Annotated in this window: 18 protein-coding genes; 11 read left to right on the top strand and 7 right to left on the bottom strand. The window is 70.5% G+C overall.

The features are described from left to right. The first annotated feature begins 238 nt into the window (after positions 1-238). The 5 genes from ABZ854_RS14500 to ABZ854_RS14480 all read left to right on the top strand — a co-directional run bounded on the left by ABZ854_RS14500 (position 239) and on the right by ABZ854_RS14480 (position 5,587). Positions 239-817: a winged helix-turn-helix domain-containing protein gene (locus tag ABZ854_RS14500; RefSeq protein WP_361209474.1), complete on the top strand. Its 579-nt coding sequence runs from the start codon at positions 239-241 to the stop codon at positions 815-817. Between the two features lie 61 nt (positions 818-878). After that, on the top strand, positions 879-1,937 hold the full coding sequence (locus tag ABZ854_RS14495; protein WP_361209471.1) for an NAD-dependent epimerase/dehydratase family protein: 1,059 nt from the start codon (positions 879-881) through the stop codon (positions 1,935-1,937). Between the two features lie 31 nt (positions 1,938-1,968). Continuing rightward, positions 1,969-3,237 (top strand): sensor domain-containing protein, encoded by a 1,269-nt coding sequence (locus tag ABZ854_RS14490; RefSeq protein ID WP_361209468.1) that lies wholly within the window; start codon positions 1,969-1,971, stop codon positions 3,235-3,237. Next, entirely contained in the window at positions 3,222-3,875 is a 654-nt protein-coding gene (locus ABZ854_RS14485) for a response regulator transcription factor (RefSeq protein ID WP_361209465.1), read from the top strand. Before ABZ854_RS14490 ends, ABZ854_RS14485 begins: the two co-directional genes overlap by 16 nt. Before the next feature lie 176 nt (positions 3,876-4,051). After that, positions 4,052-5,587, top strand: a complete 1,536-nt coding sequence (locus ABZ854_RS14480) for a DUF1996 domain-containing protein (RefSeq protein ID WP_361209462.1) — start codon at positions 4,052-4,054, stop codon at positions 5,585-5,587. A 97-nt stretch (positions 5,588-5,684) separates the two neighbouring features. Here the strand turns inward: ABZ854_RS14480 and ABZ854_RS14475 are convergent, their stop codons facing one another. Further along, positions 5,685-6,110 carry a hypothetical protein gene (locus ABZ854_RS14475; protein WP_361209459.1) on the bottom strand — a complete coding sequence of 142 codons (426 nt, stop codon included), beginning with the start codon at positions 6,108-6,110 and terminating at the stop codon, positions 5,685-5,687. A gap of 81 nt (positions 6,111-6,191) precedes the next feature. Between ABZ854_RS14475 and ABZ854_RS14470 the strand changes: the two genes are divergently transcribed. From ABZ854_RS14470 to ABZ854_RS14450, 5 genes are all read left to right on the top strand, one after another. Then, positions 6,192-6,731, top strand: coding sequence for a tetratricopeptide repeat protein (locus ABZ854_RS14470; protein WP_361209456.1), 540 nt, complete (start codon positions 6,192-6,194; stop codon positions 6,729-6,731). Between the two features lie 115 nt (positions 6,732-6,846). Further along, entirely contained in the window at positions 6,847-8,763 is a 1,917-nt protein-coding gene (locus ABZ854_RS14465) for a hypothetical protein (RefSeq protein ID WP_361209453.1), read from the top strand. 146 nt (positions 8,764-8,909) lie between these two features. Next, on the top strand, positions 8,910-9,806 hold the full coding sequence (locus ABZ854_RS14460; RefSeq protein ID WP_361209451.1) for a metal-dependent hydrolase: 897 nt from the start codon (positions 8,910-8,912) through the stop codon (positions 9,804-9,806). Next, on the top strand, positions 9,806-10,858 hold the full coding sequence (locus tag ABZ854_RS14455; RefSeq protein WP_361209448.1) for a PDR/VanB family oxidoreductase: 1,053 nt from the start codon (positions 9,806-9,808) through the stop codon (positions 10,856-10,858). Before ABZ854_RS14460 ends, ABZ854_RS14455 begins: the two co-directional genes overlap by 1 nt. Before the next feature lie 67 nt (positions 10,859-10,925). Further along, positions 10,926-11,615 (top strand): TetR/AcrR family transcriptional regulator, encoded by a 690-nt coding sequence (locus tag ABZ854_RS14450; RefSeq protein WP_361209445.1) that lies wholly within the window; start codon positions 10,926-10,928, stop codon positions 11,613-11,615. Between the two features lies 1 nt (position 11,616). On the opposite strand, the gene pulA is transcribed toward ABZ854_RS14450, so the two are convergent. Next, entirely contained in the window at positions 11,617-17,028 is a 5,412-nt protein-coding gene (gene pulA, locus ABZ854_RS14445; protein WP_361209442.1) for a pullulanase-type alpha-1,6-glucosidase, read from the bottom strand. Positions 17,029-17,247: 219 nt separating this feature from the next. Here pulA and ABZ854_RS14440 point away from each other — a divergent pair, with 219 nt between their 5' ends. Beyond that, positions 17,248-19,338: a carbohydrate-binding module family 20 domain-containing protein gene (locus ABZ854_RS14440; protein ID WP_361209439.1), complete on the top strand. Its 2,091-nt coding sequence runs from the start codon at positions 17,248-17,250 to the stop codon at positions 19,336-19,338. A gap of 7 nt (positions 19,339-19,345) precedes the next feature. Here ABZ854_RS14440 and ABZ854_RS14435 read toward each other — a convergent pair whose 3' ends face one another. The 5 genes from ABZ854_RS14435 to ABZ854_RS14415 all read right to left on the bottom strand — a co-directional run bounded on the left by ABZ854_RS14435 (position 19,346) and on the right by ABZ854_RS14415 (position 26,060). Continuing rightward, on the bottom strand, positions 19,346-20,743 hold the full coding sequence (locus tag ABZ854_RS14435) for an alpha-amylase family protein (protein ID WP_361209436.1): 1,398 nt from the start codon (positions 20,741-20,743) through the stop codon (positions 19,346-19,348). Between the two features lie 136 nt (positions 20,744-20,879). After that, a complete protein-coding gene (locus ABZ854_RS14430) occupies positions 20,880-22,550 on the bottom strand; it encodes a glycoside hydrolase family 13 protein (RefSeq protein ID WP_361209433.1) in 1,671 nt (556 codons plus the stop codon). 178 nt (positions 22,551-22,728) lie between these two features. After that, the gene (locus tag ABZ854_RS14425) at positions 22,729-23,634 is read right to left on the bottom strand and encodes an ABC transporter permease subunit (protein WP_361209430.1); all 906 of its coding nucleotides are present in this window, start codon (positions 23,632-23,634) and stop codon (positions 22,729-22,731) included. Positions 23,635-23,653: 19 nt separating this feature from the next. Further along, positions 23,654-24,658 (bottom strand): sugar ABC transporter permease, encoded by a 1,005-nt coding sequence (locus tag ABZ854_RS14420; protein WP_129309490.1) that lies wholly within the window; start codon positions 24,656-24,658, stop codon positions 23,654-23,656. A gap of 127 nt (positions 24,659-24,785) precedes the next feature. Further along, positions 24,786-26,060: an extracellular solute-binding protein gene (locus tag ABZ854_RS14415; RefSeq protein ID WP_361209426.1), complete on the bottom strand. Its 1,275-nt coding sequence runs from the start codon at positions 26,058-26,060 to the stop codon at positions 24,786-24,788. Positions 26,061-26,175: the final 115 nt, after the last annotated feature.

Genomic DNA, 26,175 nt, shown 5'->3' with positions numbered 1-26,175 from the left:
CGTTGGGGTGGGGTCTGGTTCAATGTGGGGCATGGTCGGGTTTCGGCAGGTCGGGGTGACGGGTCGGTGTGACCTGGAGCCGTTCTGGCCTTCCCGTCAGCATGACGACTTCGACCGGGTGTGTTGCCGCGCGACGAACGCGCGGACCCGATGACGGCGTAAGCACCCCCCGCCGGGCCCCGCGCGAGACGACGTACGTCCGACCGACGACCTCCTCGCGCGAAAGAGCTGATCTCGCATGGCGACCACTCGTTCCTCCCTGTCCCCCGCCTCCCCCGTGACCGTCCCCGCCCGGCAGCGGCTGCGTGCCGTCGACCGTGACGAGGTCGCAGACGTCACCGGGCTGTTGCCGCCCGGCGCCACCTGGCTGCCGGCCCCTGAGCACACGGTGCCCGCTCTCCCCGGCCGGCCGCCGATGGTCGGCTATCTCGTGCTGGTCCCGGCGGACCAGCAGCCGCCGTTCCCGCCCGCCCCGCCCGTCGCGGTGCCGGAGCAGTCGCCGGCCGTCGGCGGCGAGGACGCCGACCCGCTCGTGCGCATCGACGCCGGGCGGCGTACCGCCAGCGTCGACGGGCGGGAACTGGAGCTGACCTACCTGGAGTTCGAACTGCTGGCCCACCTGGTGGCGTATCCGGATCGGGTGCACACGCGGGATCAGTTGGTCACCACGGTGTGGGGGTACGGGCACGTCGGTGACGGCCGTACCGTCGACGTGCATATCGCCCGGCTGCGCCGGAAACTGGGCGAGCGGCACCGGGAGGCGATCCGGACCGTCCGGAGGGTCGGCTACAAGTACACCCCGCCCGGAGGGCGTTGATCCGCTCTGCCGTCAGCAGAGTTCCGCCTCCCGAAGCGTCGTGGAGGGCAGGATCGGCCGCATGGAACTTCTCGTGCTGGGTGGTACGGAATTCGTGGGGCGGGCGGTCGTGGCGGCCGCCCTCGGGCGGGGCTGGCGGGTGACCGTCCTCAACCGGGGACGGCACGCGCCGCCGCCCGGTGTGCGGGCGCTGCGCGGCGACCGGACCGCCCCTGGCGGACTGGCGGCGCTCGACGAGGACGACGGCACCTGGGACGCGGTGGTCGACACCTGGTCGGCCGGGCCGCGCGCGGTGCGGGACGCGGCCCGGCTGCTGCGGGGGCGTGCCGGACGGTACGCGTACATCTCCAGCCGGTCCGTCTACGCATGGCCCTGGCCGTCGATGGGCGGCCCGGCCGAGGCGGGGCCGGTGGTCGAGGGCGCAGCCGCCGACGCGGAACCGACGGACTACGCGCGGGACAAGCGGGGCGGTGAGCTGGCCGCCGTGGAGGCCTTCGGCGCGGAGGGGTCGCTGCTGGTGCGGGCCGGGCTGATCCTCGGGCCGTACGAGAACGTCGGACGGCTGCCCTGGTGGCTGACCCGGATCGCGCGCGGCGGCCCGGTCCTGGCGCCCGGCCCGCGTGAACTGCCCGTGCAGTACGTCGACGCGCGCGACCTCGCGGAGTGGGTGCTCGGCGCGGTGGCACAGGGGCTCGGCGGGCCGTACGACCTGATCGGCCCGCCGGGTCACACCACGATGGGCGAGCTGCTCCAGACGTGTGTCCGGGTCACCGGCGCGGACGCGGACCTGCGCTGGACGGACCCGGAGACGGTGGTGGCGGCCGGGATCGAGCCGTGGACGCAACTGCCCGTGTGGGTGCCGCCGGGCAGTGAGCTGTACGACGCGGCGCACCGCGCGGACGTGTCGCGGGCGCTGGCCACCGGGCTGCGCTGCCGCCCGGCCGCCGAGACCGTCGCCGACACCTGGCGGTGGCTGACCCAGATCGGCGGTGAGGCGCCGCTGCGGCCGGGCCGTCCGCCGGTGGGCCTGGATCCCGCGCTGGAGGCGAAGGTACTGGCCGGAGCCGGCGGCGGGGGTGTACCTGGCACCACCCCCGCAGAGGGGGCCTCGGGCCAGTGAACCCGCGCGGCGTGTCGGCCAGACTGGCCGCATGAACACCGACACGAAGAGATACGGCGGCCGGGGACGCGCCCGCGAGGTGCTGCCGGCCGCCGTACGGGGGCTCGTGCTGGCCTTGGTGGTGCTGCCCTTCTCGACCCTGTTCCTCGTCCTCGCCCTTGTCTCCCTCGGGCTGATCCCGATCGGCCTCGGGCTCGTCACCACCCCGTGGGTCCTGACCGGTGTCAGGACGCTGGCGGACACTCGCCGCAGGCTCGCCGACGAGTGGTGCGGCGTGCGGATTCCCGCGGTGTACCGGCCGCTTCCCGAGAGCGGCAACCCCTGGGCGCGCACCGCCGGGATGCTGGGCGATCCGCAGACCTGGCGGGACCTGCGCTGGCTGGCGGTGGACATCACGGCCGGGTTCGTCACCGCGCTGCTGCCCGCCGTCCTGCTGTTCTACCCCCTGGAGGGGTTCGCCGTCGCGGCCGGGCTGTGGCGGCCGCTGTCCTCGTACGGCGGCTACTGGTACGGCTTCGTGCACGTCACCGACCAGACCTCCGCGCTCGGCGCCGGCGCCCTGGCCGCCGCGCTCCTCCTGCTCACGCCGTACGCCCCGCGCCTGCTGACCGCCCACTTCCGGCTCACCGCGAGCATTCTCGGCCCCAGCCAGGGCGAGTTGGCCGAGCGCGTGCGGGTGCTCACCGAGACCCGCCGGGACGCCGTCGACACCTCCGCGGCCGAACTGCGCCGCATCGAGCGCGATCTGCACGACGGCGCGCAGGCCCGCCTGGTCGCGATGGGCATGGACCTGGGCACCATCGAGATGCTCCTCGACAAGGACCCGGAGAAGGCCAGGCAGCTCCTCGCCCGGACCCGCCAGTCCTCGGTGGACGCCCTCGCCGAACTGCGCGACCTGGTCCGCGGCATCCACCCGCCGGTGCTCGCCGAACGCGGGGTCGGCGACGCCGTACGGGCACTGGCGCTGCGGCTGCCGCTGCCCGCCGAGGTGAACGTCGACCTGGCCGGACGGGCGGACGCGCCCGTGGAGTCCGCCGCCTACTTCGCCGTCAGCGAGGTGCTCACCAACGCGGTCAAACACTCGGGAGCCGACCGGATCTGGGTCGACCTGCACCATGCCGAGGGGATGCTGCGCGTCACCGTCACCGACAACGGCAAGGGCGGCGCGACGGTCGGCGCCGGCTCGGGCCTGGCCGGGGTCGAACGGCGCCTGGGTACATTCGACGGCGTCCTGGCCGTCAGCAGCCCCGCCGGCGGTCCCACCCTGGTGACCCTGGAGATCCCGTGCGTGTTGTCCTAGCGGAGGACCTGTTCCTGCTGCGCGACGGACTGGTCCGGATGCTGGAGGCCTACGACTTCGAGATCGCCGCCGCCGTCGAGTCCGGCCCTGAACTCGCCCGTGCGCTGGAGGAGTTGGAGCCGGACGTCGCCGTGGTCGACGTGCGGCTGCCGCCCACGCACACCGACGAGGGCCTGCAGTGCGCGCTCAAGGCCCGCCGGGACCGGCCGGGGCTGCCCGTCCTGGTCCTCTCCCAGCACGTGGAGCAGCTGTACGCACGGGAGTTGCTCGCCGACGGCACCGGCGGGATCGGCTATCTGCTCAAGGACCGGGTGTTCGACGCCGAGCAGTTCGTGGACGCCGTACGGCGGGTGGCGGCGGGCGGGACGGCGATGGACCCGCAGGTGATCCAGCAGCTGCTGTCCCGGCGGTCGGCCGACGACCGGCCGCTCGGCCGGCTCACGCCGCGCGAGCTGGAGGTGCTGGAGCTGATGGCGCAGGGCAGGTCGAACGCGGCGATCGCCGCCCAGCTGGTGGTGACGGAACGGGCCATCGCGAAACACACCTCCAACATCTTCGGCAAACTGGGACTCGAGGTGTCGGACGACGACAATCGCCGCGTCCTGGCCGTCCTCGCGCACCTCAACCGGGACCGATGACTTCTGACCCCAACCCGCCCTGGTCAAAGGAGGTTTGAGGGGTGCTGTGCGGCATGTGCGGGCGTTGAATCCCTGGGACGGGTGAACACCCGTGGTGCCGCGTCCGTATCCATGGGAGCCGCTTCACTCCTGTCGGGCACCTCGATGCTGCCCCGCAAGGAAGTCAGAGGAGTTCCATGGGACGCAACACAAGAAAACGTCGTACGCCGCTGGCGACCAAGGCCATAGCCGCCTCGGCGGCACTGGCGCTCGGTGGGGGCGGGCTGATCTGGGCGAACTTCTACGCCTCCGCGCACGAGTCGGACAACGGCGCGTGGGGAGGCAACCAGACCAAGGCCGCGCCGGCCCAGGTGGTGACGATCTCCTGTCCGGACGTCGGCCAGAAGCTGACGGACGTGCCGAACCAGGCCCGCACCGAGGTCGCCGGGGAACTGTCCACGCTCGACCGCCAGATCACCGAGGCCTACCAGCGGCTGTCGACCACGCGGCGGGCGCAGGCCCAGGACGCGAGTTTCGTCCAGAACACCATCCTCGGGCCGCTGAAGGATCGACGGCAGGCGATCATCGACCGGATCCAGCTGGAGATCAACCGGGTCGGCGGCAACGCCCCTCAGAGCCTGGACCAGCTCGCCTCCTGCACCGGCACGACGGCCCAGCAGACCAACGGCGGCCAGCAGCAGGACGGCGGGAACCAGCAAGGCGGTGACCAGCAGAACGGCGGCCAGCAGAACGGCGGCCAGCAGCAGGGCGGCCAGCAGAACGGCGGCCAGCAGGGGAACATCGGCGGGCAGGGCGGCAACGGTCCCGTCGCGGCGGACTTCGTCGACATCACGAAGGTCCAGCCGAACGTCCAGGCCAAGCCGCGCAAGCGGTGGGGCGCCTCGACCGGCTCCTTCATCACCCGCTGCGGGGTGAACGCGAACAAGAACCACAACTCCGACAACGTGATCGCGGCGCCCGGCGTCACCAACGGCGCCCACCACGTGCACGACTACGTCGGCAACCAGAAGGTCAACGCGTTCTCCAGCAACCAGACGTTCCTCGCAGGTGGCAGCAGCTGCCAGAACAAGAACGACCTGTCCGCGTACTTCTGGCCGGTGATCCGCCTGCAGAACGGCAGGCAGGAGGCTGACCAGAACCAGGACGGCGGCGGCAAGGAAGGGAACGCCGGCCAGATCGTGACGGCCAAACAGGCCGAGATCAAGTACGTCGGCAGCCCGACCGGCAAGGTCGTCCCGATGCCGCAGTTCCTGCGCATCATCACCGGTGACGCCAAGTCCTTCACCAACGGACCGGCCAACGCCAACGCGCACTGGAGCTGCACCGGCTTCGAGAACAAGGTGCAGCTGACGGACAAGTACCCGATCTGCCCGCAGGGCAGCGACGTGGTCCGCTCCTTCGCCTTCCCCAACTGCTGGGACGGCAAGAACATCGACAGCGCCAACCACCGCACCCACGTGGTGTTCGCCGACGCGCGCGGCAACTGCCAGAACGGGTTCAAGGCGATACCCCAGCTGACCATGCGCCTGGTGTACGCCCTGCAGCCGCCGAGCATCCAGAACGGCCAGCTGCAGAACACGTACGCGCTGGACAGCTTCCCGGAGCAGCTGCACAAGCCGATCACCGACCACGACGACTTCGTCAGCGTCACGACCGGCGGTCTGGCCAACAGGATCGCGTACTGCATCAACCACGGGAGGAACTGCGCGTGACCCGCTGAACCCCGCCGGACACGGCCCGGGTCACGTGGAAGGCCGGTGACGGAACCCCTCCCTCCGCCACCGGCCTTCGCCGTGCGCCCGCTGGTCGTCAGCCGCCGTGGGCGTGGTGGCCGGCGTGGTTCGTACCCACCTCCAGGTCCCCGCCGAGCGTGCCGCGCAACGCCTTGACGACGCCGTCGTCGCCGACGACCACCCACTTGCGGCCTACAAGGTAGAAGCCGCCGTAGTCCTTCGCGTCGTTGATCCACTCGCGCAGACCGCGGTCGGTGGCGAAGGTGGCGAGGATGAACTTGCCGTCGCCGTTCTTGCAGATCGCCTGGCGGATCTCGTCCGCGTCGGTCTGCATGTTCGGCTTGCACTTCACCTCGGCGGCCAGGCTCTCCAGGCTGCCGGTGGCGGTCGCCGGCACCTTCTGGGCCGCCGTCCCCCCGGATCCCCCGGCTCCGCACCCGGCCAGCGCGAGTACGGCCACGGCGGCACCCGTGGCGGCGAGCAGCGCCCTTGTCACCCTCATCTGTTCCTCCGGTCCTGGGGAGCAAGCATGCCTCAGCGCCTTCGGATACGGCTCCCGCACGCACTCCGCTCAATTTCCCGAATGGTGGCCGCACGGGTGTGCGAGGGTGGCCCGGTGAACAAGGACTGGGAAGACCGCGTGGCCGCCGCCTGGGCCGCCTTCGAGGACGGCGAGTATCCCGAGGAGCGTGCGGCCGAGTTCCGCGCCCTCGTCGACGGCCTCGTCGCCGAACTGCCCGCCGACAGCCCGCTCGGCCCCTTCGAGCGGGCCTGCGCCTGGGACTCCACGGGGCACTCCGACCAGGCGGCGCCGCTGTACCGGGAGGCGCTGGCGGGCGGACTCGACGGCTATCAGAGCCGGCGTGCGAAGATCCAGCTGTCCAGCTCGCTGCGGAACATCGGGCAGGCGGAGGAGGGCGTCAAGCTGCTCACCCCGGAACTGGACGCGCCCTCGGACGAGTTGGACGACGCGGTGCGCGCCTGTCTCGCCCTGTGCCTGTCCAGCCTGGGCCGCGACCGCGAAGGCCTGTCGCTGGTGCTCGGCGCCCTGGCCCCGCATCTGCCGCGCTACCGGCGCTCGATGGCGAACTACGCCCGCGCGCTGGTCGACCCGGAGGCCTGAACCGGGCACCCGCCCGCAGCGCGCGGGGTGTGCGCCGGGTATGAGGGAGACATGAGTCGGGTGTGGCTCACCCGCGTGGCGGTGACCAACCAACGACTCGCTCGTTTTGCCGGACGTGCAGTCACAGGATGTAGCCCAGCGTCAGGCACCCGCCCCCGCCGGTTCCGGCCCGGTCGTCGATGTCGAGCAGGCCGAGGCCGCGCTCGTCGAGCACTACCCACGGCTGGTCCGGCTCGCCTACCTGGTGCTGCCACCGGGCCTGGGCCGCGGCCGCCGGGTGCTGACCGCACACGCCCTGGCCCAGCGGGCGCTGCCCCGGGGGCGCAAGCAGGCGTCCGTGATCCCGGCCCAGGCCTCCGCCCGGGACGGCGACCCGGGGTATGCGTTCGTGCGCCTCCAGGTGGTGCGTTCGGCGCTGGAGGCGGCCCGCTCGCGCAAGGGATGGCGGCGCGCCGCGCTGCCGCCGCTGCTGCCGCAGGTGTGGGGCCTGAAGCTGTTCCCGCGCTCCGGCGGCGCCGAGGAACTCGCCCTGGACCAGGCGCTCTCCACCCTGTCGGGACCGGCGCGGGCCGCATATGTGCTGCGCGGACTGGAGAAGCTGTCCGACTCCGACACCCGCAAGGTCCTCAAGGCCGCCGGGGTCGCCGACGCGGGCGGGGCGCTCGCCGCGGCCGGCGAGGTACCCGAGCAGTACGACCTGCTCACCTCCCCCGAGTTCGACCCCTGCTCGCTGCAGGCCCGGCCCACCGACCTGATGCGGCGCCGCCAGCACACCAAGGCGGTGCTCGCCGCCGCGGCGGCGCTCGCGGTGTGCGGCGCGCTGGTCGCCCTGCCGGGCGGCGGCTGGGGCCCGGACGGCGCGGCCGCGCCCTTGTACGCCCAGAACCCCGCCGCCGAGGCCGCCCTGGACCCGGGCAAACTGGTCCGGGTGGCGCCGGCCGCCTGGGAGTCGGCGGCGCGCACCGACTTCTCCGTGTGGCCCGCGCGCGGCAAGCTCACCGGCGACACGGCCCTGCTGCGCCGGGCGCTGGCGGTGTGGGCCCGGCCCGGTGACACGGTCCGTGTCTCGGCGACCCCGGGCACCCAGACGGGCGGCCCGGCCGGCCCGCCCCAGCTGCTCTACGCGGGCGTCGTCGACAACGCGCGCGTGGTGCTCCTGTACGACGGTCTGCGCATCGCGCGGTACGCCGAGCAGACGGACGGCACGGCGGGCGCAGCCCTGGACTTCGCCCGGGTCGACGGGGCGAGCACCGCGGAGGCGAGCGTGCTGGTCCTGGGCCGCACCGACGGCAACGTGCGGTATCTGACGGCCCCGTGGGTGACCAAGGTGGCCAAGCGGGACCTGATGAAGCCGGACGCCGCGGCGACCGCCCTCAGCCTCACCGACGGGGTCACCTCCCCCCTGGCCAGTCCCGCTCTGCAACCCGGCACCTGCACGTCCTGGACGGTGCTGGAGCTGACCGACGCCACCGGCACCCGGCTCGCCACGGACCTCGGCGAGCTGGTGCCGGCCCACCTCACGGCGGGCCGGCCGGGCGCGACCGGCGAGGCGACCAGCAGGGAGGGGCTCCAGGCGTGGGCGCCGTTCGCCTGCTCCCTGGCCGCGGAACGCTCGGCGGGCGTGCGGAGCGTGAACGCCTGGGCGTACGCGGAGCAGCCGTTGCCGGAGGCGGGCGGCACGGGCACGTGGGTGTGCACGCGGGCCGACACCTGGCGGGCCGCCGGGGCGGTCGCGCTGGCCCAGTTCCGCACGCCGGGCGGACCCGTCGGGGCGGTCACGGCCAAGGGCACGGACGTGGCGGCGTGCGGTCCGCGTGATCCGCATGTGCTGGCCGGGGTGCTGTGGAAGTCGGGGACCGGTTCGTGGTATTTGCTGGCGGCCGGGGACCAGGACATGGCGTCCATCTCCACGTCGGGTGGGGTGACGGCCTCCGGCCAGGGGGCGCTGCTCTCGGTGAAGGCTCAGCAGGGGGCTCGGGCGGAGTTGAAGGGGCGGTTGACCGACGGTCAGTCTGTCAGTGGCCTGCATTAGCGTTCCGCGGCAAGTTGTTCGACCTCAGGCCGGTGGGGGCTTGTCGCGCAGTTCCCCGCGCCCCTTCAGTACGCTAGTTGACACCGGCGTCAATAAGGCACCGTAGAGGGGTTCCCTGGAGGCATACTCGTCAGTACATTGACGCCATGTCTAACACGCAGGCCCGGTCCGGGGAGGACGAGCGGAACGCGCTCAAGGCGCGCAACGTGTCGTTCGCCTGGGAGGGCACCCCCCTGCACTGGGTGCCGGGTGACCCCTTCACCACGCACACCATCAACGTGCTGCACCTGCTCCTGCCCGCCGGGGAGCGGTGGTTCGTGCACGTGTACAAGCAGGTGCTGCCGCTGATCAAGGACGACCGGCTGCGCGAGGACGTGGTCGGCTTCATCGGGCAGGAAGCCATGCACTCCCAGGCCCATGACGAGGTGCTGCCGCACCTCAGGGAGCAGGGGCTCGATCCGACGCCGTACACCGCGCAGGTCGACTGGTTCTTCGAGAAGCTGCTCGGCGACCGCACGCTGCCGCCGGGCGGGCCGCGCCACTGGTGGCTGCTGGAGCGGGTCGCGCTGATCGCGGCCATCGAGCACTACACCGCCTTCCTCGGCGACTGGGTGCTCAACGCCGCCGCGCTGGACCGGCGCGGTGCCGATCCGACCATGCTGGACCTGCTGCGCTGGCACGGCGCCGAGGAGGTCGAGCACCGCTCGGTCGCGTTCGACCTGTTCATGCACGTCGACGGCGGCTACCGGCGCCGGGTGCGGACCTGGGCGCTCGCCTTCTCCGCGCTGGTGTTCCTGTGGCAGCGCGGGGCCCGTTTCTTCATGGAGAACGACCCGAGCCTCGTCGACGGGAAGGCGTCGTTCAAGGAGTTCCGGCAGAGCGGCCGACGGGGCACGCTGCCCACCACCGGCGCCATGCTGAAGTCCATCCCGCGCTACCTGAGCCGCGGTTACCACCCCTCCCAGGAGTGCTCCACCGCGCAGGCGGTCGCCTATCTGGCCTCCTCCCCCGCCGCCCTGGCCGCGGACAAGGCGGTGGCGTGATGGCGCCGAGGCCGCTGACCCTCGTCCTCGTCGCGGGGGCCGCCGTGCTCACCCGGCGGGCCCTGCGCCGCCGCGTCAAGGCGTCCCCGCTGTGGCCACTGCCCGCCCTGGACCCGCCGGTCTCCGGCCGGCCCCGCTCCCGTGCGCTGCGGCTCGTGCTCACCGCGCGCGAGACGATCGCCGACGGCGTCGTACAACTGCGCCTGGAGGGTGCGCGTCTGCCCGGCTGGGAGCCCGGCGCGCACCTGGACCTGGTGCTGCCGTCGGGGATGGTGCGGCAGTACTCGCTGTGCGGGGACCCCGAGGACGGCTCCTCGTACACGGTGGCCACCCGGCTGGTGGCGGACGGGCGGGGCGGCTCGCGGGAGGTGCACGAGCAGCTCGCCGAGGGCATGGAGCTGGAGGTCCGCGGGCCGAGGAATCGTTTCCCCCTGGTCGAGGCGGAGTCGTACGTCTTCGTCGCCGGCGGCATCGGCATCACTCCCGTGCTGCCCATGTTGCGCGCCCTGCCGGACGGCACCGAGTGGCGGCTGCTGTACGGCGGCCGGACCCGGGCCTCGATGCCGTATCTCGAAGAGGTACGGGAGCTCGCCGGCGACCGGCTCACGCTGGTCGCCGAGGACGAGGACGGGCGCCCGGACCTGGACGCGCTGTTCGCCGGCCTGGCCGCCGGGACCGCCGTGTACTGCTGCGGCCCGGAGGGGCTGATGGCGGCGGTGGAGGAGCGGCTGCCGACGGGGGCCACGCTGCACCTGGAGCGGTTCGCGCCGCGCACGTCGGCCGACGGGAACACGGAGTTCGAGGTGGAACTGCGGCGCAGCGGGCGGACGGTGGCGGTGGCCGCCGGATCGACCGTGCTGGCGGCCGTACGACGGGAGCTGCCCGACACCGCGTACTCCTGCGAGCAGGGGTTCTGCGGGACCTGCCAACAGCGGGTGCTGGAGGGTGAGGTGGACCACCGGGACGAGCTGCTGACGGATGCGGAGCGTGGCGATTCGATGCTGATCTGTGTCTCACGGGCCCGAGGTGAGCGGCTCGTGCTCGACATGTGACGGAACGTGTCAACGCCAGGACGGAACCGTGCCGTTCACGGCCGGTTTCGATCGGTAAGGTGTTCGCATGAGTACCGGGGTTCGCCGCAGGATGGGTGTGGAGGAGCGGCGGCAGCAGTTGATCGGGGTCGCCCTCGAACTGTTCAGCCAGCGCTCCCCCGACGACGTCTCCATCGACGAGATAGCGTCGGCGGCGGGCATCTCACGCCCGCTGGTCTACCACTACTTCCCCGGCAAACTCAGCCTGTACGAGGCCGCGTTGAAGCGTGCCGCGGAGGATCTCGCGGGCCGGTTCGCCGAGCCGCACGAGGGCTCCCTCGGTGCCCGGCTGCTGCGGGTGATGCGCCGCTTCTTCGACTTCGTGGAGGGGCACGGGCCCGGTTTCGCGGCCCTGATGCGCGGCGGCCCGGCGGTCGGTTCGTCGGCCACGAACGCGCTCATCGACTCCGTGCGGCAGGCCGCCTATGGCCAGATCCTTGCGCACCTGGACGTCACCGAGGCGCCCCCGCGGCTGGACCTGGTGCTGCGCTCGTGGATCTCACTCGTCGAGTCGACGGCCCTGATCTGGCTGGACGGCCGGCGCGTGCCCCGCGCCGAACTGGAGCTTCAGCTCGTCCACGACCTCGCCGCGCTGGTCGCCGTCAGCGCCGCCCAGGACGACGAGATGGCGCTGCTGCTGCGCACCATGGTCAAGGACGAGCCGGCCGACGGCCCCTTCGCGGAGCTGGTCGGCCGGCTCATCTCCCTGGCGCCCTGAACTACTTGGCTGTCCGGACGAACACCGCCACGGTGCGGGCCGGAACCGTGAACGTGCCCGGACCGGCCGTGTAGACGGCGGTCCTCACCACCGGGTCGGCGCCGGACGCCTGCACCGGGTGCAGCCGGTAGGGGACACCGGCCAGGGCCGGGATCCGCTGGTCCTGCTTCTCGGGCGTGGCGTTGAAGACGACGACCAGTTCACCGAGTGTCATGGTGATGACCCCGGGCGTCTCGTCCTTCCCGGACAGCGGGAACGCGAGCCGGTCCTGCACCTGGGCCGCCGTGCCGAGGGAGAACGCCTTCTCGGTCGTACGGATCTTCAGCAGGTCCCGGTAGGCGGCGGAGGCCCCGGTGATCTGCGGGCAGCCGACCTTGACGCCGGTCAGCAGCGGCTTGGCGTACGGCCACTTGGACTGGTTGTCGGCGGCCATGGGCAGCCCGCGCCCGAAGCCGTTGCCGTCGGCGCAGTTCCAGTGAATGGCGTTGAACCAGTCGCCGCTGTCGAAGGAGTTGCGGTCCAGCGACTTGGAGCGCAGCAGGTCGGTGCCGGCCTGGGAGAGGGACGGGCCCTGCGAGAGGGACGCCGTGGCCATCGCCAGGACCTGCATCCGGGCCCGGTCGGCGGCGGAGGTGTCCTTCGGGAGCTTGTACGTCAGCGCGTCGAACAGCGACTCGTTGTCGTGGGCGTCCACATAGGCGAGGGCGTCGCCGGGGGCGTCCGCGTACCCGGCGGGCTGCCCGTTGTAGTCGATCTCGGCGCCGGTGACCTCCTTGCCGTCGCTGTCGGTGAAGTGGTACTTGGCCAGGTTGCCGGTCAGGCCGACCTTGATCAGGTCCTGGTAGTGCAGCAGCCGGGCCTTCTGCTCGGCCTCGGTGCCGTTGGCCGTGGAGGAGTTGGGGTCGGTGTAGAGGCCGGAGGCGAAGCCCTGGACGCCGGGGTCGGAGTCGAAGGGGCTGCCGCCGCGCACCGCGTCCCGGGCCCGGTCGGAGAAGGTGGCGATGCCGGTACCGGCCATGTTCTGCTGCGTGGCCTGCACGAACCGGGCGTCGTTCGCGACCTCCCCGAAGTTCCAGCCCTCGCCGTACAGGATGATCTTCTTGCCGTCGACGCCGTCCTTCTCCGGCGTCAGCGCGTCCAGGGCCTTCCTGACCGCGAGGATGTTGGCCTTCGGGTGGTGGCCCATGAGGTCGAAGCGGAAGCCGTCGACCTTGTACTCCTTGGCCCAGGTGACGATCGAGTCGACGACCAGCTTGCCCATCATCGCGTTCTCGGGCGCGGTGTTGGCGCAGCAGGTGCTGTTGGCGACCGAGCCGTCGGCGAGGAGCCGCTGGTAGTAGCCGGGCACGACCTGGTCGAGGACGGAGGTGTCGGCCTGGCCGGCGGCCGCCGTGTGGTTGTAGACGACGTCCATCACGACCCGCAGGCCGTCCTGGTTGAGGGACTGCACCATCCTGCGGAACTGGACGGTACGGGCGGTGCCGTCGGGGTTCGTGGCGTACGAGCCCTCGGGGACCGTGTAGTGGTAGGGGTCGTAGCCCCAGTTGTAGGCGTCCTTCGCGGCGGTCTTCGCCACGCACGCCTGCTGCTGCTCGGAGTCGGGCGCGTAGGAGGCGAGGTCGCAGTCGGGGCCGGCCTGGTCGGCCTTCTTCTCGGGGATGGTGGCGATGTCGAACGCGGGCAGCAGGTGCACGTAGGAGGTACCGGCCTTGGCCAGCGCCCGCAGGTGCTTCGAGCCGTCGCTGTTCTTGTCGGTGAAGGCCAGGTAGGTGCCCTGCTCCCCCGCCGGGACGGTCTTGTCGGCGACGGAGAAGTCCCGGATGTGCAGCTCCTGGATCTGCGCGTCCCTGAGCGGTACGGCCTTGGGCTTGTGCAGGTGGGTCCAGCCGCTCGGGGCGAGGGAGCGGTCGTCGAGGTCGGCGACGAGGCTGCGCTCGCTGTTCGCGGTGAGGGCGACCGAGTAGGGGTCGGTGACCTTGTTGGTGACCATCTTGCGGACGCTGGGCGCCCACACCCTCACGACGTACCGGTAGGGCTTGCCCTTCCAGGACGCGGGGCCGGTGACGGACCAGACGCCGGTGGCCGCGTTCCGGTGCATGGGCACGCTGCGGCCGTCGAGGTCGAGGTGGACGGACTGGGCGGTCGGCGCCCACACCGACAGGGTGGGCCTGCCGTGGTGGAAGACCGGCCCGAGGTGGGCCTTCGTGGCGCCCGCGTACAGGTCGTCGAGCACGCCTGCGATCTGCACGCCGGTCGCCGCCAGCACCGCCCCGTTCGCGGCACGCTGGGAGGCGACGAGCTGGCCCTTGAGGGCCTCGCGCACCCGGTCGCGGTCGCGCGGGTCGACGGACCAGGCGGTGTAGTCCTTCAGGTAGGGGAACTTCGCCTTCTGCGCGTCCGTGAGGGTGGTCTTCTCCAGTCGCAGCCAGCGCTCGTCGTCGCTGGTCAGGGCCCCGTCCTTGACGGTGATCGAACCGTCGTGGGAGGAGAGCAGCTGGGTGGAGGCGGCGCCGTCGGCCCCGTTCCAGGCGACCGTGTTCCGGTCGATCCAGACCGCCTTGGAGGTGGTCAGGTCGAGCGCGGCCGCGCTGCCCGCGGGCTGCGGCAGCAGGGGCTTGTCCTGGCCGCTCACCAGCCATACCTCGTGGCCGTTCGCCGCCTTGAGGTCCAGGGACTGGTCGGTGGGCAGGTCCTTGTCGTCGCCCTTGTGGATGATGTAGCTGAGGCTGGTGGCACCCTCGGTGAGCGGCACCTCGTAGACCGCGCCATAGGCATCAGTCTTGACCGGCATCAGCGGCTTCGACCAGTCGGTGGGGTTCGCGGCGCCCGTCCAGACGTGCAGGCCCCAGCCGTCGTAGTTCCCGTCGGCGCGGTGGTAGTGGAGGACGGCCTTGGTGGTGTCCTGGGCCGGGTAGTCGGGCCGCTGGGTGAGGACATCGGCCTTGCCCTGCTCGATCCAGACCTCGCCCGTCCTGGTGACGTCGATGCTCCGGTCGGCGGAGACGTCCTTGTTCCCGTCCTTGTCGACGACGAGGAACCCGACGTTCGTGGCGCCCGGCTTGAGCTTGACGTAGGCGAAGGCGCCGTAGGCGTCCCGTCCGGTGAACGGGTGCCCGGCCGGCCAGGTGGTGGACTCGCCGTCGGCGAGGTCGCCCCAGGCGTACAGGTTCCAGTCGGCGTAGTCGCCGTCGGTGCGCTTGTAGTGGACGATCGCGTAGTCGCGGGAGGAGGCCGTGGGGACCTCGGGCGCGGGCGGGGTGCCGGTGGTGCTGCTCGCCGTGGCGCTCGCGGTGTGCCCGGCCGAGTCGATGACGACGGCCTTGTAACGCAGGGCGGTCCCGGCGGGCACCTTCGCACCGAGGGCCTGGGTGACCTTGTAGGGGGCGTGGTCGGCGGAACCGAGCACCTTCCAGGGGGCGTCGCCGACCTGGGCGGCGAAGACGACCCTGTTGAGCTGCCCGCCGTCGGGGTCGGCGGACACCTCGACGGTCCCGGTGGCTCCGGCGGCGGGGGCCTTCAGGGTGACCATGGGCTCGGTGGTGGGGGCGGCGAGGGTGCCGTCGGCCTTGTAGACGACGGCGGTACCGGCCGGGACGGTGACGGTGAGCTTGCGGTCGCCGTCGGTCTTCAGGGTGCCGTCGGTGCCGTAGATCCCCCGGTACGGCATGTCGGCGGAGCCGGTGGTGAAGGTCGCGGTCTTCGCGTCGTCGGCGTTGTTCAGGGCGACGACGTACTCCTGGCCGGTCTTGGCGTCCGTCCGGGTGAAGGCGTAGATCCCGGCGCCGTCGGCGGCGTACCGCTCGGTCTGGACCCCGTCCTCCAGGGCCGGGTTGGCCTTGCGGAGCTTGGAGAGGGCCGCGATCTCCTTGTAGAGCGGGGCACTCGGGTCGTAGGAGTCGCTTGCGTGGGTGCGGTCGGTGCCGATCTCGTCGTCGTCGAGGTAGTCGGCGACCTTGGAGGCGAACATGGTCTGGCGGGCGTCCTTGTCGCCGCCGGAGCCGGTGAAGCCCTGCTCGTCGCCGTAGTAGACGACCGGGTTGCCGCGGCTGAGGAACATCACCTCGTTGGCGAGCCTGTCCTTGGCGAGCAGCTGGGCGTCCGTCGCCTTCGGGTTGTCCTGCTTCAGGAAGTACCCGATGCGTCCCATGTCGTGGTTGCCGAGGAAGGTGACCTGCTCGTAGGCGTTGGCCTTGTCGGTCGTGTACTTGTAGTCGTCACCGAAGACCGAGGCGAGCTTCTCGGCGCTGCCGCCCTGGGAGGCGTAGGCGCGGGCCGCGTCCTGGAAGGGGAAGTCCAGGGTGGCGTCGAGGCGGCCCTGGGTGACGTACGGCGAGGTGACCGAGGTGTTGGCGTCGTACGTCTCGCCGAACATGAAGAAGTGCTTGCGGCCGTGCCGGGCGGCGTACGTGTCCAGCGCGGTGGCCCACTGGGTCCAGAAGTCCATGTCGACGTTCTTCACGGTGTCGATCCGGAACCCGTCGATGGCGAAGTCCTTGACCCACCGCTCGTAGATCTTCTCCATGCCGTGCACGACCTCCGGACGCTCGGTCCACAGGTCGTCCAGGCCGGAGAAATCGCCGTAGGTCGCGGACTCGCCGGCGAAGGTGGAGTCGCCCCGGTTGTGGTACATCGTCGGGTCGTTCAGCCAGGCCGGGACCTTGCCGGCGCTGGTGACCTCGGGGGTGTACGGGAAGGAACCGGAGTCGACCTCCGGGAACTTCTTCGTCCCGTCGGCGTAGTCGGCGTCGTCGAAGGGCCTGCCGTCCTTGGTCAGGTACGGGAACGCGCCCTTGGACAGGTAGTCCTGCGAGGTGCCCTGGTAGTCGACGACGTCGGCGGTGTGGTTGGTGATGACGTCGAAGAAGACCTTCATGCCCTTGGCGTGCGCCTTGGAGACGAGGGTCTTGAGGTCATGGTTGGTGCCGAAGTGCGGGTCGACCTGGGTGAAGTCGGTGATCCAGTAGCCGTGGTAGCCGGCCGAGGCGTTGGCCCCGGTGCCCTGCACGGGCCGGTTCTTGAAGATCGGCGCCATCCAGATGGCGGTGGTGCCGAGGCCCTTGATGTAGTCGAGCCGCTTGGTCAGGCCCTTGAGGTCACCACCCTGGTAGAAGCCCTTGTCGGTGGGGTCGTAGCCGGTGCTCATGCGTGAGCCGGTCAGGCCGCCCCGGTCGTTGGCCTTGTCGCCGTTGGCGAACCGGTCGGGCATGACGAAGTAGAACTGCTCGCGCGTGTCGTCGTGCCGGGCGGGCTGCGCGGCGAGCCTCGCGTCCGAGGGGGGCGCGGGCGGCGGGGTGGCGGCGCGGGCCGCGAGCGGCTGGACGAGCGCTGCGGCGAGGGAGACGACTGCGACGGCCGCAGCCCGCCTCAGGTGTGGGGAACGGCGCGTTCCGGGCGCCGGCCATCTCGGTATCACAGGCGGTGACTCCTTGCGAATACGGCTTGTTGGGTCCGACCCCGACGCGCGGCACGGTGTGCGGTGCCGGGCGCCCGCGTGACCGTATCGCCGACGAAAGGCTTACAGCAAGAGGCTTGAAACTCACAGCAAGAAATTTCACCGGAGTCCTTGACGCCTTGTCCCAACTGCCGCACGCTCACCGACGGTTGAATCCCCACACACATTTCGGAGCCGCACATGACCGGAAACCACCCCCCGGATCTCGTCCGCCGAACGGCCGGTGCCCTGGCCGCAGGCGCGCTGGCCCTCGCCGGCGTGGTCGCCCTGCCGGCCCCGTCGGCGCAGGCCGACACGGCTGCCAAGGGCGATGTCATCGCCAACCTCTGGGAGTGGAACTGGGACTCCGTCGCCAAGGAGTGCACCGACGTCCTCGGCCCGGCCGGCTACGGCGCGGTGCAGGTGGCCCCGCCGGAGGAGTCCCTCAAGCAGTCCAACTACTACTGGTGGGACGTCTACCAGCCCTACTCCTACGACCTGAACAGCCGCTTCGGCTCGAAGGCGAAGTTCGCCGCCATGATCAGCACCTGCCACCAGGCGGGCGTGAAGGTCTACACCGACGCGGTGATCAACCACACGGCCGCGCAGACCGGCACCGGCTACAACGGCACGACCATCGGCACCAAGTACGACACCCCCGAGTGGGACCGGTCGGACTACCACGACTCCTCGCAGTGCCCCACCTCCGACCTGACCATCCAGGACTACTCCAACCTGACCCAGGTGCAGAACTGCGAACTGCTCGGCATGCCGGACCTGAAGACGGGCTCCGACCACGTCCGCACGGGCATAGCCGGCTACCTCAACTCCCAGCTCGCCCTGGGTGTCGACGGCTTCCGGGTGGACGCGGCCAAGCACATCCCGGCGACCGACCTCTCGGCCATCGAGTCCAAGCTCACGGCCACGACGGCCGGCCCGGCACCGTACGTCTTCCAGGAGATCTACCCGGGCGCCACCCCACAGCCCCCGGACTACTACGGCACCGGTGACGTGCTGGACTTCACCTACGCGAGCAGGATGAAGTCCGCGTTCCAGGGCAACGTCAGCGACCTCGCCTCCCTCTCCTCGTCCGGCATCCTGCCCGCCGCGAACTCGGTGTCCTTCGTGACCAACCACGACACCTCGCGCAACGGCACGGACATGTCGTACAAGGACGGCGACACCTACAAGCTCGCCAACCTCTTCCAGCTCGCCTACAAGTGGTCGACGCCGACCGTGTACGCCAGCTGGAAGTGGACGCAGAGCGACGAGGCGCCGCCGAACTCGGCCGGGTTCGTGTCCGACACGGACTGCTCGGGCAGCTGGTACTGCCTGGACCGGGACACCGCCGTCGTCGGCATGGTGGCCTGGCACAACCACGTCGACACGGCCGCCGTGTCCGACTGGCAGACCAAGTCCTCCTCCGTCATCGGCTTCGGCCGCAGCGGGGCGGGCTTCTTCGCGCTGAACAACGGCACCTCGCCGGCGACCTACACCTTCTCGACCGGCATGGCCGACGACACGTACAGCGACGTCGTCGACGGCGGCACCACCAAGGTCACCGTCTCCGGCGGCAGCGCCTCGCTCACCATCCCGGCGAAGGGAGCGGTCGCCTTCTACGACTCCTCTTACACCTGCACGGTGGGCTGCGGCGACACGGGCGGGGGCACGGGCGGCGGCACGGGCGGCGGCTCCGGTGACACGGTGAGCGCGACCTTCGACGAGTACGCGTCCACGTCGTCCGGCACGAACGTCTACGTCGTAGGCTCCATCCCCGCGCTCGGCGGCTGGGACACGTCCAAGGCGGTCAAGCTGTCCTCCACCGGCTACCCGGTCTGGTCGGGCGAGGTGAGCGTGCCGGTGAACACGTCCTTCGAGTACAAGTACATCAAGAAGGACGCGTCCGGAAACGTCACCTGGGAGTCCAACGCCAACCGCTCGACGGCCACGACCACCTCGGCGCTCACCCTGGACAACTCCTGGAACCTGGCGAGCACCGACGCCACCGACGTCACCTTCAACGAGACCGCGACCACGAGCCTCGGCACCGGCGTCTACGTCGTCGGCTCCCTCCCCTCCCTCGGCTCATGGAACCCCACGGACGCCATCCCCCTGTCCGCCGCGTCGTACCCGACCTGGAGCCGCCTGGCCATCGTCCCCAGGAGCACGTCCTTCGAATACAAGTACGTCAAAAAGGACGCCTCCGGGAACGTCACCTGGGAGTCCGGCACGAACCGCTCCTACACGACGGGCGGTTCGTCCGGGTTCACGACGAGCGACACCTGGAAGTAGGCCCGGCTCAGCAGCTCGGCTTGCCCGCGTAGATCGCGAGGGCCGTGTTGGAGCCCAAGGTGGCGGTGAACTGCCCGCTGGAGTTCACCGCCACCGTCGTGTTGTTCTGCACGTTGCAGTAGGTGCCGGCGGGGAGGGACGTCTGGTATGTGTGGGTCACGCCGGACGTCTCGTGGTTGATGGCGACGTAGCCCTTGCTGCCGCGGCCGAAGCCGATCGCGTTGTTGCCGTCGTCCCACCAGTCGGTCAGGGACTGGCCGCGGGTGGCGTTGCGGAAGCCGACCATGGAGATGATCTCGGGCCATTTGTGCTGGCACTTCCAGCCGTCCTGCCAGCAGGCACTCACCTGGCCGCCGTCGGGCGGGCCCGCGTCGGCGTCCGACCACTCGTAGCCGGAGTTGATGTCCGGGGCGCCGTAGGGGTAGGCCAGCATGAAGACGTTGGCCAGGGTGTAGTCGGCGCCGTTCTTGTAGTTCAGGGTGGAGCCGTTGCGCTCGGTGTCGTGGTTGTCGACGAAGACGCCGGCGACCGAGCTGCTCAGGTAGCCCCAGCCCTCGCCGTAGTTCTTCAGGTAGGCGAGCTTCTCGCTCTGGAAGACCCGCTTGAGGTCGTAGGCGTACCGGAACTCCTGGACGTCGCCGTTGCCGGTGTACTCGGAGGGCTGGACGGCTTCGTTCGCGCCGTAGATGACCTCCTGCTTCCAGTACGCGTTCGGGTTGGTCAGGCGGCTCTTGATGTTGGCCAGGTCCTCGGCGGGGATGTGCTTGGCGGCGTCGATGCGGAAGCCGTCGACGCCGAGGGAGAGGAGGTCGTTCATGTACCCGGCGATGGTCTTGCGGACGTACTCCTCGCCGGTGTCCAGGTCGGCCAGGCCGACGAGTTCGCAGTGCTGGACGTTCCAGCGGTCCTGGTAGTCGGTGACCTGGGCGGTGCAGTCGTCGAAGTCGTAGATGGAGTACAACCCCGGGTAGTCGTACTTCGTGTACGACGAGCCGCCGGTGCCGGTGCCGCTGCCCGCGGACATGTGGTTGACGACGGTGTCGACGACGACCTTCACGCCTGCCGAGTGGCAGGTGTTCACCATGTTCTGGAAGGAGGTTCGGTCGCCGAGGCGCCCCGCGATCTTGTACGACACCGGCTGGTACGACGTCCACCACTGCGAGCCCTGGATGTGCTCGGCGGGCGGTGAGACCTGAACGTAGCCGTAGCCGGCGGGGCCGAGGGTGGTGGTGCACTCGCGGGCCACCGAGGCGTAGTTCCACTCGAAGAGGACGGCGGTGACGTCCTTGGTGCCGGGCGGGGAGGCCTCGGCGGACGTCGGATACAGGCCGATCGCGGCGGCGGCCGTGAGGGATATGACCGTGGGGAGGGTTCTGCTTCTGCGTGTTCTGCTTCTGCGTGCCATGTGGGGAGTCCTTCACCGTTGAAGGAGCTTGCTGCAATCTTGCGGCAAACTTGCGGTGACGCAGATGCTAGAGGCCCGCTGTCCGAAAGACAGCGGGCCGGTTGTGAAGTTGCTGCAAGAACTTTCAGACGGGTCGTCAGTCCCCGGTCGTCCACCACACGGTGGTGTCCGCCGGGAGTTTCGCCTCGCCGTCCGTCTCGGCGACCTCGCCGCTGGTGAGCAGGATGCGGCCGTGGGCGGGGGTGGTCACGGATTCGCCGGTGGTGTTCGCCACGCAGACGAACTCCCCGCGGCGGAAGGCGAGGACGCCCTCGGGGGCGCGCAGCCATTCGACGCGGTCGCCGGCGCCGAGGTCGGGGTGCTGCTTGCGGGCCGCGAGGGCGGCGCGGTACAGCTCCAGGGTGGAGCCCGGGGTGCCGGTCTGGGCCTGGACGCTCAGTTCGGCCCAGTCGGCCGGCTGCGGGAGCCAGCTGCCTCCGTCGCCGAAGCCGTACGACGAGCCGTCGCGGGTCCACGGGATGGGCACCCGGCAGCCGTCGCGGAAGCCGTCCTGGCCGGCGCCCCGGAAGTACGCGGGGTCCTGGCGGACCTCGTCGGGGAGGTCGACGACGTCCGGCAGACCGAGTTCCTCACCCTGGTAGACGTAGGCCGAACCGGGCAGCGCGAGCATGAGGAGGGTGGCCGCGCGGGCCCGGCGCAGGCCGAGTTCGCGGTCGCCGGCGGTGCGGATCTGGGTGCCGAGGCCGGGCGGGTTGGCGAAGCGGGTGGCGTGCCGGGTGACGTCGTGGTTGGACAGCACCCAGGTGGCCGGGGCGCCGACCGGACGCATCGCCTCCAGGGTGCGGTCGATGACCGTGCGGAGTTCCCCGGCGTCCCATTCGGTGCCCAGGTACTGGAAGTTGAACGCCTGGTGCAGCTCGTCGGGGCGGACGTAGTTCGCGGTGCGCTCGACGGTCGGGGTCCAGGCCTCGGCCACGAAAACACGCTCGCCCGCGTACTCGTCGAGGACCGTGCGCCACTGGCGGTAGATCGCGTGCACGCCGTCCTGGTCGAAGAACGGCATGACATCGTTGCCCAGCAGCTTCAGCTGGTCGTGGTCGCCGAGGTCGGGCAGGCCGTCCGCCTTGACCAGGCCGTGGGCCACGTCGATGCGGAAGCCGTCGACGCCCATGTCCAGCCAGAAGCGCAGGATCGAGCGGAACTCGTCGCCGACCGCCGGGTGCTCCCAGTTGAAGTCGGGCTGCTCGGGGGCGAAGAGGTGCAGGTACCACTCACCGTCGGCCACCCTTGTCCAGGCCGGGCCGCCGAAGATGGACTCCCAGTCGTTGGGCGGGAGTTCGCCCTTCCTGCCCTTGCCGGGGCGGAAGTGGTAGCGGTCGCGGAGAGGAGAACCCGGGCCCTCGGCGAGCGCGCGCTTGAACCACTCGTGCTGGTCGGAGGAGTGGTTGGGGACCAGGTCGACGATGACGCGCAGGCCGTGGTCGTGGGCGTCGCGGATCAGCGCGTCGGCGTCCAGGAGGTTGCCGAACATCGGGTCGACGGCACGGTAGTCGGCGACGTCGTAGCCGGCGTCGGCCTGCGGGGAGGCGTAGAAGGGGCTGAGCCACACGGCGTCGACGCCGAGGTCGCGCAGGTACGGGAGACGGGAGCGTACGCCCTCCAGGTCGCCCATGCCGTCGCCGTTGCTGTCGGCGAAACTGCGCGGGTAGACCTGGTAGATGACCGCGTCCCGCCACCAGTCGCGGTGTCCGGCGACAGTGGCTACGGCGGTGTGGGGGGCCGGGGCGGCAGGGTGCTGCTGGCTCATGGCGTCCTTGATGCGTAACGGAGTACGTGACTGGGTCATGGGTGAGGGGCGACGGGCGACGGTCGGGCCTGCGGGCGGGCCGGGGGTGCGAGGCGGCCGCGGTGCCGGCGGGGTCGGATGGACACCGCGGCCGCCTGGTCCTTGACGGGCCGGGCCGGTCCTTGACGGGGCCGGGGCGTCAGCCCTTGGTGCCGCCCGCGGTGAGGCCGGTGACGAGGTTCTTCTGGACGAGGTAGAAGAAGACCGAGACCGGTATCGCGACGAGGACGGCGGTGGCGGCCATGTAGTTCCACTGGGCGTCGTGCTCGCTGACGAAGGTCTGCAGGCCGACGGCGAACGTGTACTTGGAGTCGTCCAGCAGGAACGTCGTAGCGAAGGCGACCTCGCCGACGGCGGTGATGAAGTTGTAGAAGGCGGCGACGGCCAGGCCCGGGCGGGCCAGCGGCAGGATCAGCCGGAAGAAGGTGCCGAAGGGGCTGAGCCCGTCCACCCGGCCGGCCTCGTCGATCTCGAAGGGGATGGTGTCGAAGTACCCCTTGAGCAGCCAGGCGCTGTACGGCACGGCGGTGGTGCAGTTGATGACGATCAGCGCCCAGTAGGTGTCGATGAGGCCGAGTTCGCTGAAGATCTCGTACATCGGCACGATCAGGATGGCGATCGGGAACGCCTGGGTGAGCAGGAGCACCCACATCAGCGACTTGTAGCCGGGGAAACGCATGCGGGAGACGGCGTAGCCGGTGGTGGCGGCGACGAAGACGCCGATCACGGTGGTGCCGAGGGCCACGATCATCGTCGACTTGAACCAGTCGAAGAACGCGGTGTGCTCCAGCACGTAGCTGTAGTTGGAGAAGCTGATCTTGCCGAGGATCTTGCCCGGGTGCAGGTAGTCGTCCTTGTCCGGGCCGAGGGAGAGGAAGATCAGCCAGGCCACCGGGGCGAGCGCGATGACGCTCGCGACGATGAGGCCGCCGTGCAGGAGGAGGGTGGCCACCGGGCCGCGCTCGCCGCGCCGGCGGGTGCGCCGCGGGGCCGCGGGGGCCGGGGCCGGCGCGGTCTCGGTCGTGTCCAGGGTCGTGGTGCTCATGGCGGCGGCTCCTGCGGCGTCAGACGGCGAGCTGGTCATTGCGCTTCAGCCAGCGGAAGTAGAAGGAGGTGAAGACGATCACGATCGACAGCAGCAGCACGCCGTAGGCGGCGGACTGGGCGAAGTCGCGTGGCTGCTGTCCGAAGCCCAGGTAGTAGGCCCAGGTGACGAGGATCTGCGCGTCGGGGGCGCCGGTCGGACCGAACAGCAGGAAGATGATGGCGAACTGGTTGAAGGTCCAGATGATGCCGAGCAGCACGACGGTGGAGCTGACCGAGCGCAGGCCCGGCAGGGTGACGTGCCGGAACTGCTGCCAGGCGCTGGCGCCGTCCATCTCCGCCGCCTCGTAGAGCGTGGAGTCGATCGACTGCAGGCCGCCGAGCAGGGAGAGCATCATGAACGGCACACCGCACCAGGTGTTCACCATGATCGCGGCGAACCGCTGCCAGAAGGTGTCCTCCAGCCACTGCGGCTGGGGCAGGTGCACCGCGTGCAGGACCTGGTTGATCACGCCCGAGTCGGCGAGCATGATCCGCCAGGAGAACACGGTGACGAAGGTGGGCACGGCCCAGGGCAGGACGAGCAGCAGCCGGTAGAAGGTGCGGCCGCGCAGCTTCTCCTTGAGCATCAGCGCGAGGCCGAGGCCGATCGTGTAGTGCAGGAACACACAGCAGGCCGTCCAGACGACGGTCCACAGGAAGTGCGACCAGAACCGGTCGTACGACAGCGGGCCGAACAGGATGTCCTTGTAGTTGTCCAGGCCGATGAACTTGTACGTGGCGGCGATGTGGTTGACGCCGATGGTGCGCGCCGAGTTGAGGCTGTTGGCGTCGGTGAAAGTCAGGTACACGCCGCGGACCAGCGGGTATCCGACGATGACAGCGAGGACGACGACCACCGGGGCGATCATCGCGTAGGCGTACCAGTGTTTCTGGTAGCCGTTCCTGATGCGCTGCCCCAGCCCGGGCCGAGGCGCGCGGTCACCGCGGCGCTTGCCGGTCGCGCGGTCGATGGCGACTGTCATGGTTCGACACCTTCTGAACGTTCGGGGTGGGGCCGGGAGGGTACCGGGTCGGGCCGGGAGGTGCGGGGCCGTGGCCGCCGGATCCTTCCCCCCTTTGGTACAGGGAGGATCCGGCGGCCACGAGAGCTCACTTGCTGAAGTCGGGCACCAGCTTGGAGATGGCCAGCTTCGCGTTGTTCAGGCCCTTGTCCAGGGACTCCTTGCCACCGGCGATCTTGGGCAGCTCGGTGTCCAGCGGGCCCCACAGGGAGCTGTACTCGGGCAGTGCAGGGCGGGGCTGGGCGGCGGACAGGACGCCCTGGTAGCCGGCGATGCCCGGGTCGGCCGTGACCTTCGCGGTGTAGGCGTCGGAGCGGGTCGGCAGGGTGGAGTTCTTCAGGGCGATGGTCTCCTGGGACTTCGCCGAGGTCATGAACTTCACGAACTTCAGCGCCGCGGCCTGGTGGGCCTTGTCGGAGCCGGCGTAGACCGCGAGGTTGTGGCCGCCGGTCGGGGCGCCCGCCTTGCCGGTGGAGCCGGCCGGGACGGTGGTGATGCCGAGGTTGGACTTGTCCTTGAAGGCCGAGCCCTTGTAGAAGTTCGTGATCTCCCAGGGGCCCTGGACGATCGCGGCGACCTTGCCGTTGACGAACGCGTCCTGGATGTGGGCGTAGGCGTCGGCGGTGGTGTCGGCCTTGTGCAGGCCCTTGCCGGAGAACAGGCTCAGCCAGGTGCCGTAGGCCTTCTTCGCGGGGGCGGAGTCGACGGTGATCTTCTTGGCGGTGGCGTCGACGGTGTCGGTGCCCTCGCCGTAGAGGAAGCTCTGCGCGTAGTAGGCCTGGGTGGAGCCCCAGTAGCCGTCCGCGCCGGTCTTCGCCTGGACCTTGGCCGCGTCCGACTTCAGCTCGTCCCAGGTCTTGGGCGGCGTGGTGATCCCGGCCTTCTTGAACAGGGCCTTGTTGTACACCAGCGCGAGGGTGTCGGTGACCAGCGGCACGCCGTAGGTCTTGCCCTCGTACTGGGCCTGCTTGATCAGGTTGGGCTCGAACTTGGCCTGGTCGGCGAGGGCCTCTGTGCCGTCCAGCGGCAGGAAGTAGCCCTTCTTCGCGAAGGCCGGGGTCCAGCCGACCTCGGAGCGCAGGACGTCCGGGGCACCCTTGGAGCCGGCGGCCGTGTCGAACTTGTTCTGTGCCTGGTCGAAGGGCACGTCGACGTACTTGACCTTGATGTTCTTGTTCGCGGCCTCGAACTGCTGGACCAGGGCCTTGTACGTCGGTGCCTCGTTGGTGGCGTTGGAGGTGTCCCACCAGGTGATGGTGACCGGGCCGTCCGCCTTGCCGCTGTCGCTGTCGCTCCCGCCGCACGCCGTCGCCGTGAGGGCGAGGGACGCCACCAGCGCGGAGGCCGCTATGCCACGCCGCATGAGTTCTCCTTGAGGGTTGAAGCAGGAGGCGGTCCCGTCTGACGCCTCTGCGACTTGCCGACTGCGCCGTTGCGGCGGCCGGGCGACGGTGAGATTAACCGCGCTTGTAAGCGTT

It is taken from the genome of Streptomyces sp. NPDC047028, assembly GCF_040644095.1.
Lineage (GTDB): Bacteria > Actinomycetota > Actinomycetes > Streptomycetales > Streptomycetaceae > Streptomyces.
Note: the sequence above shows the minus strand (reverse complement) of the source record. Positions and strands in the feature narration are given on the sequence as shown.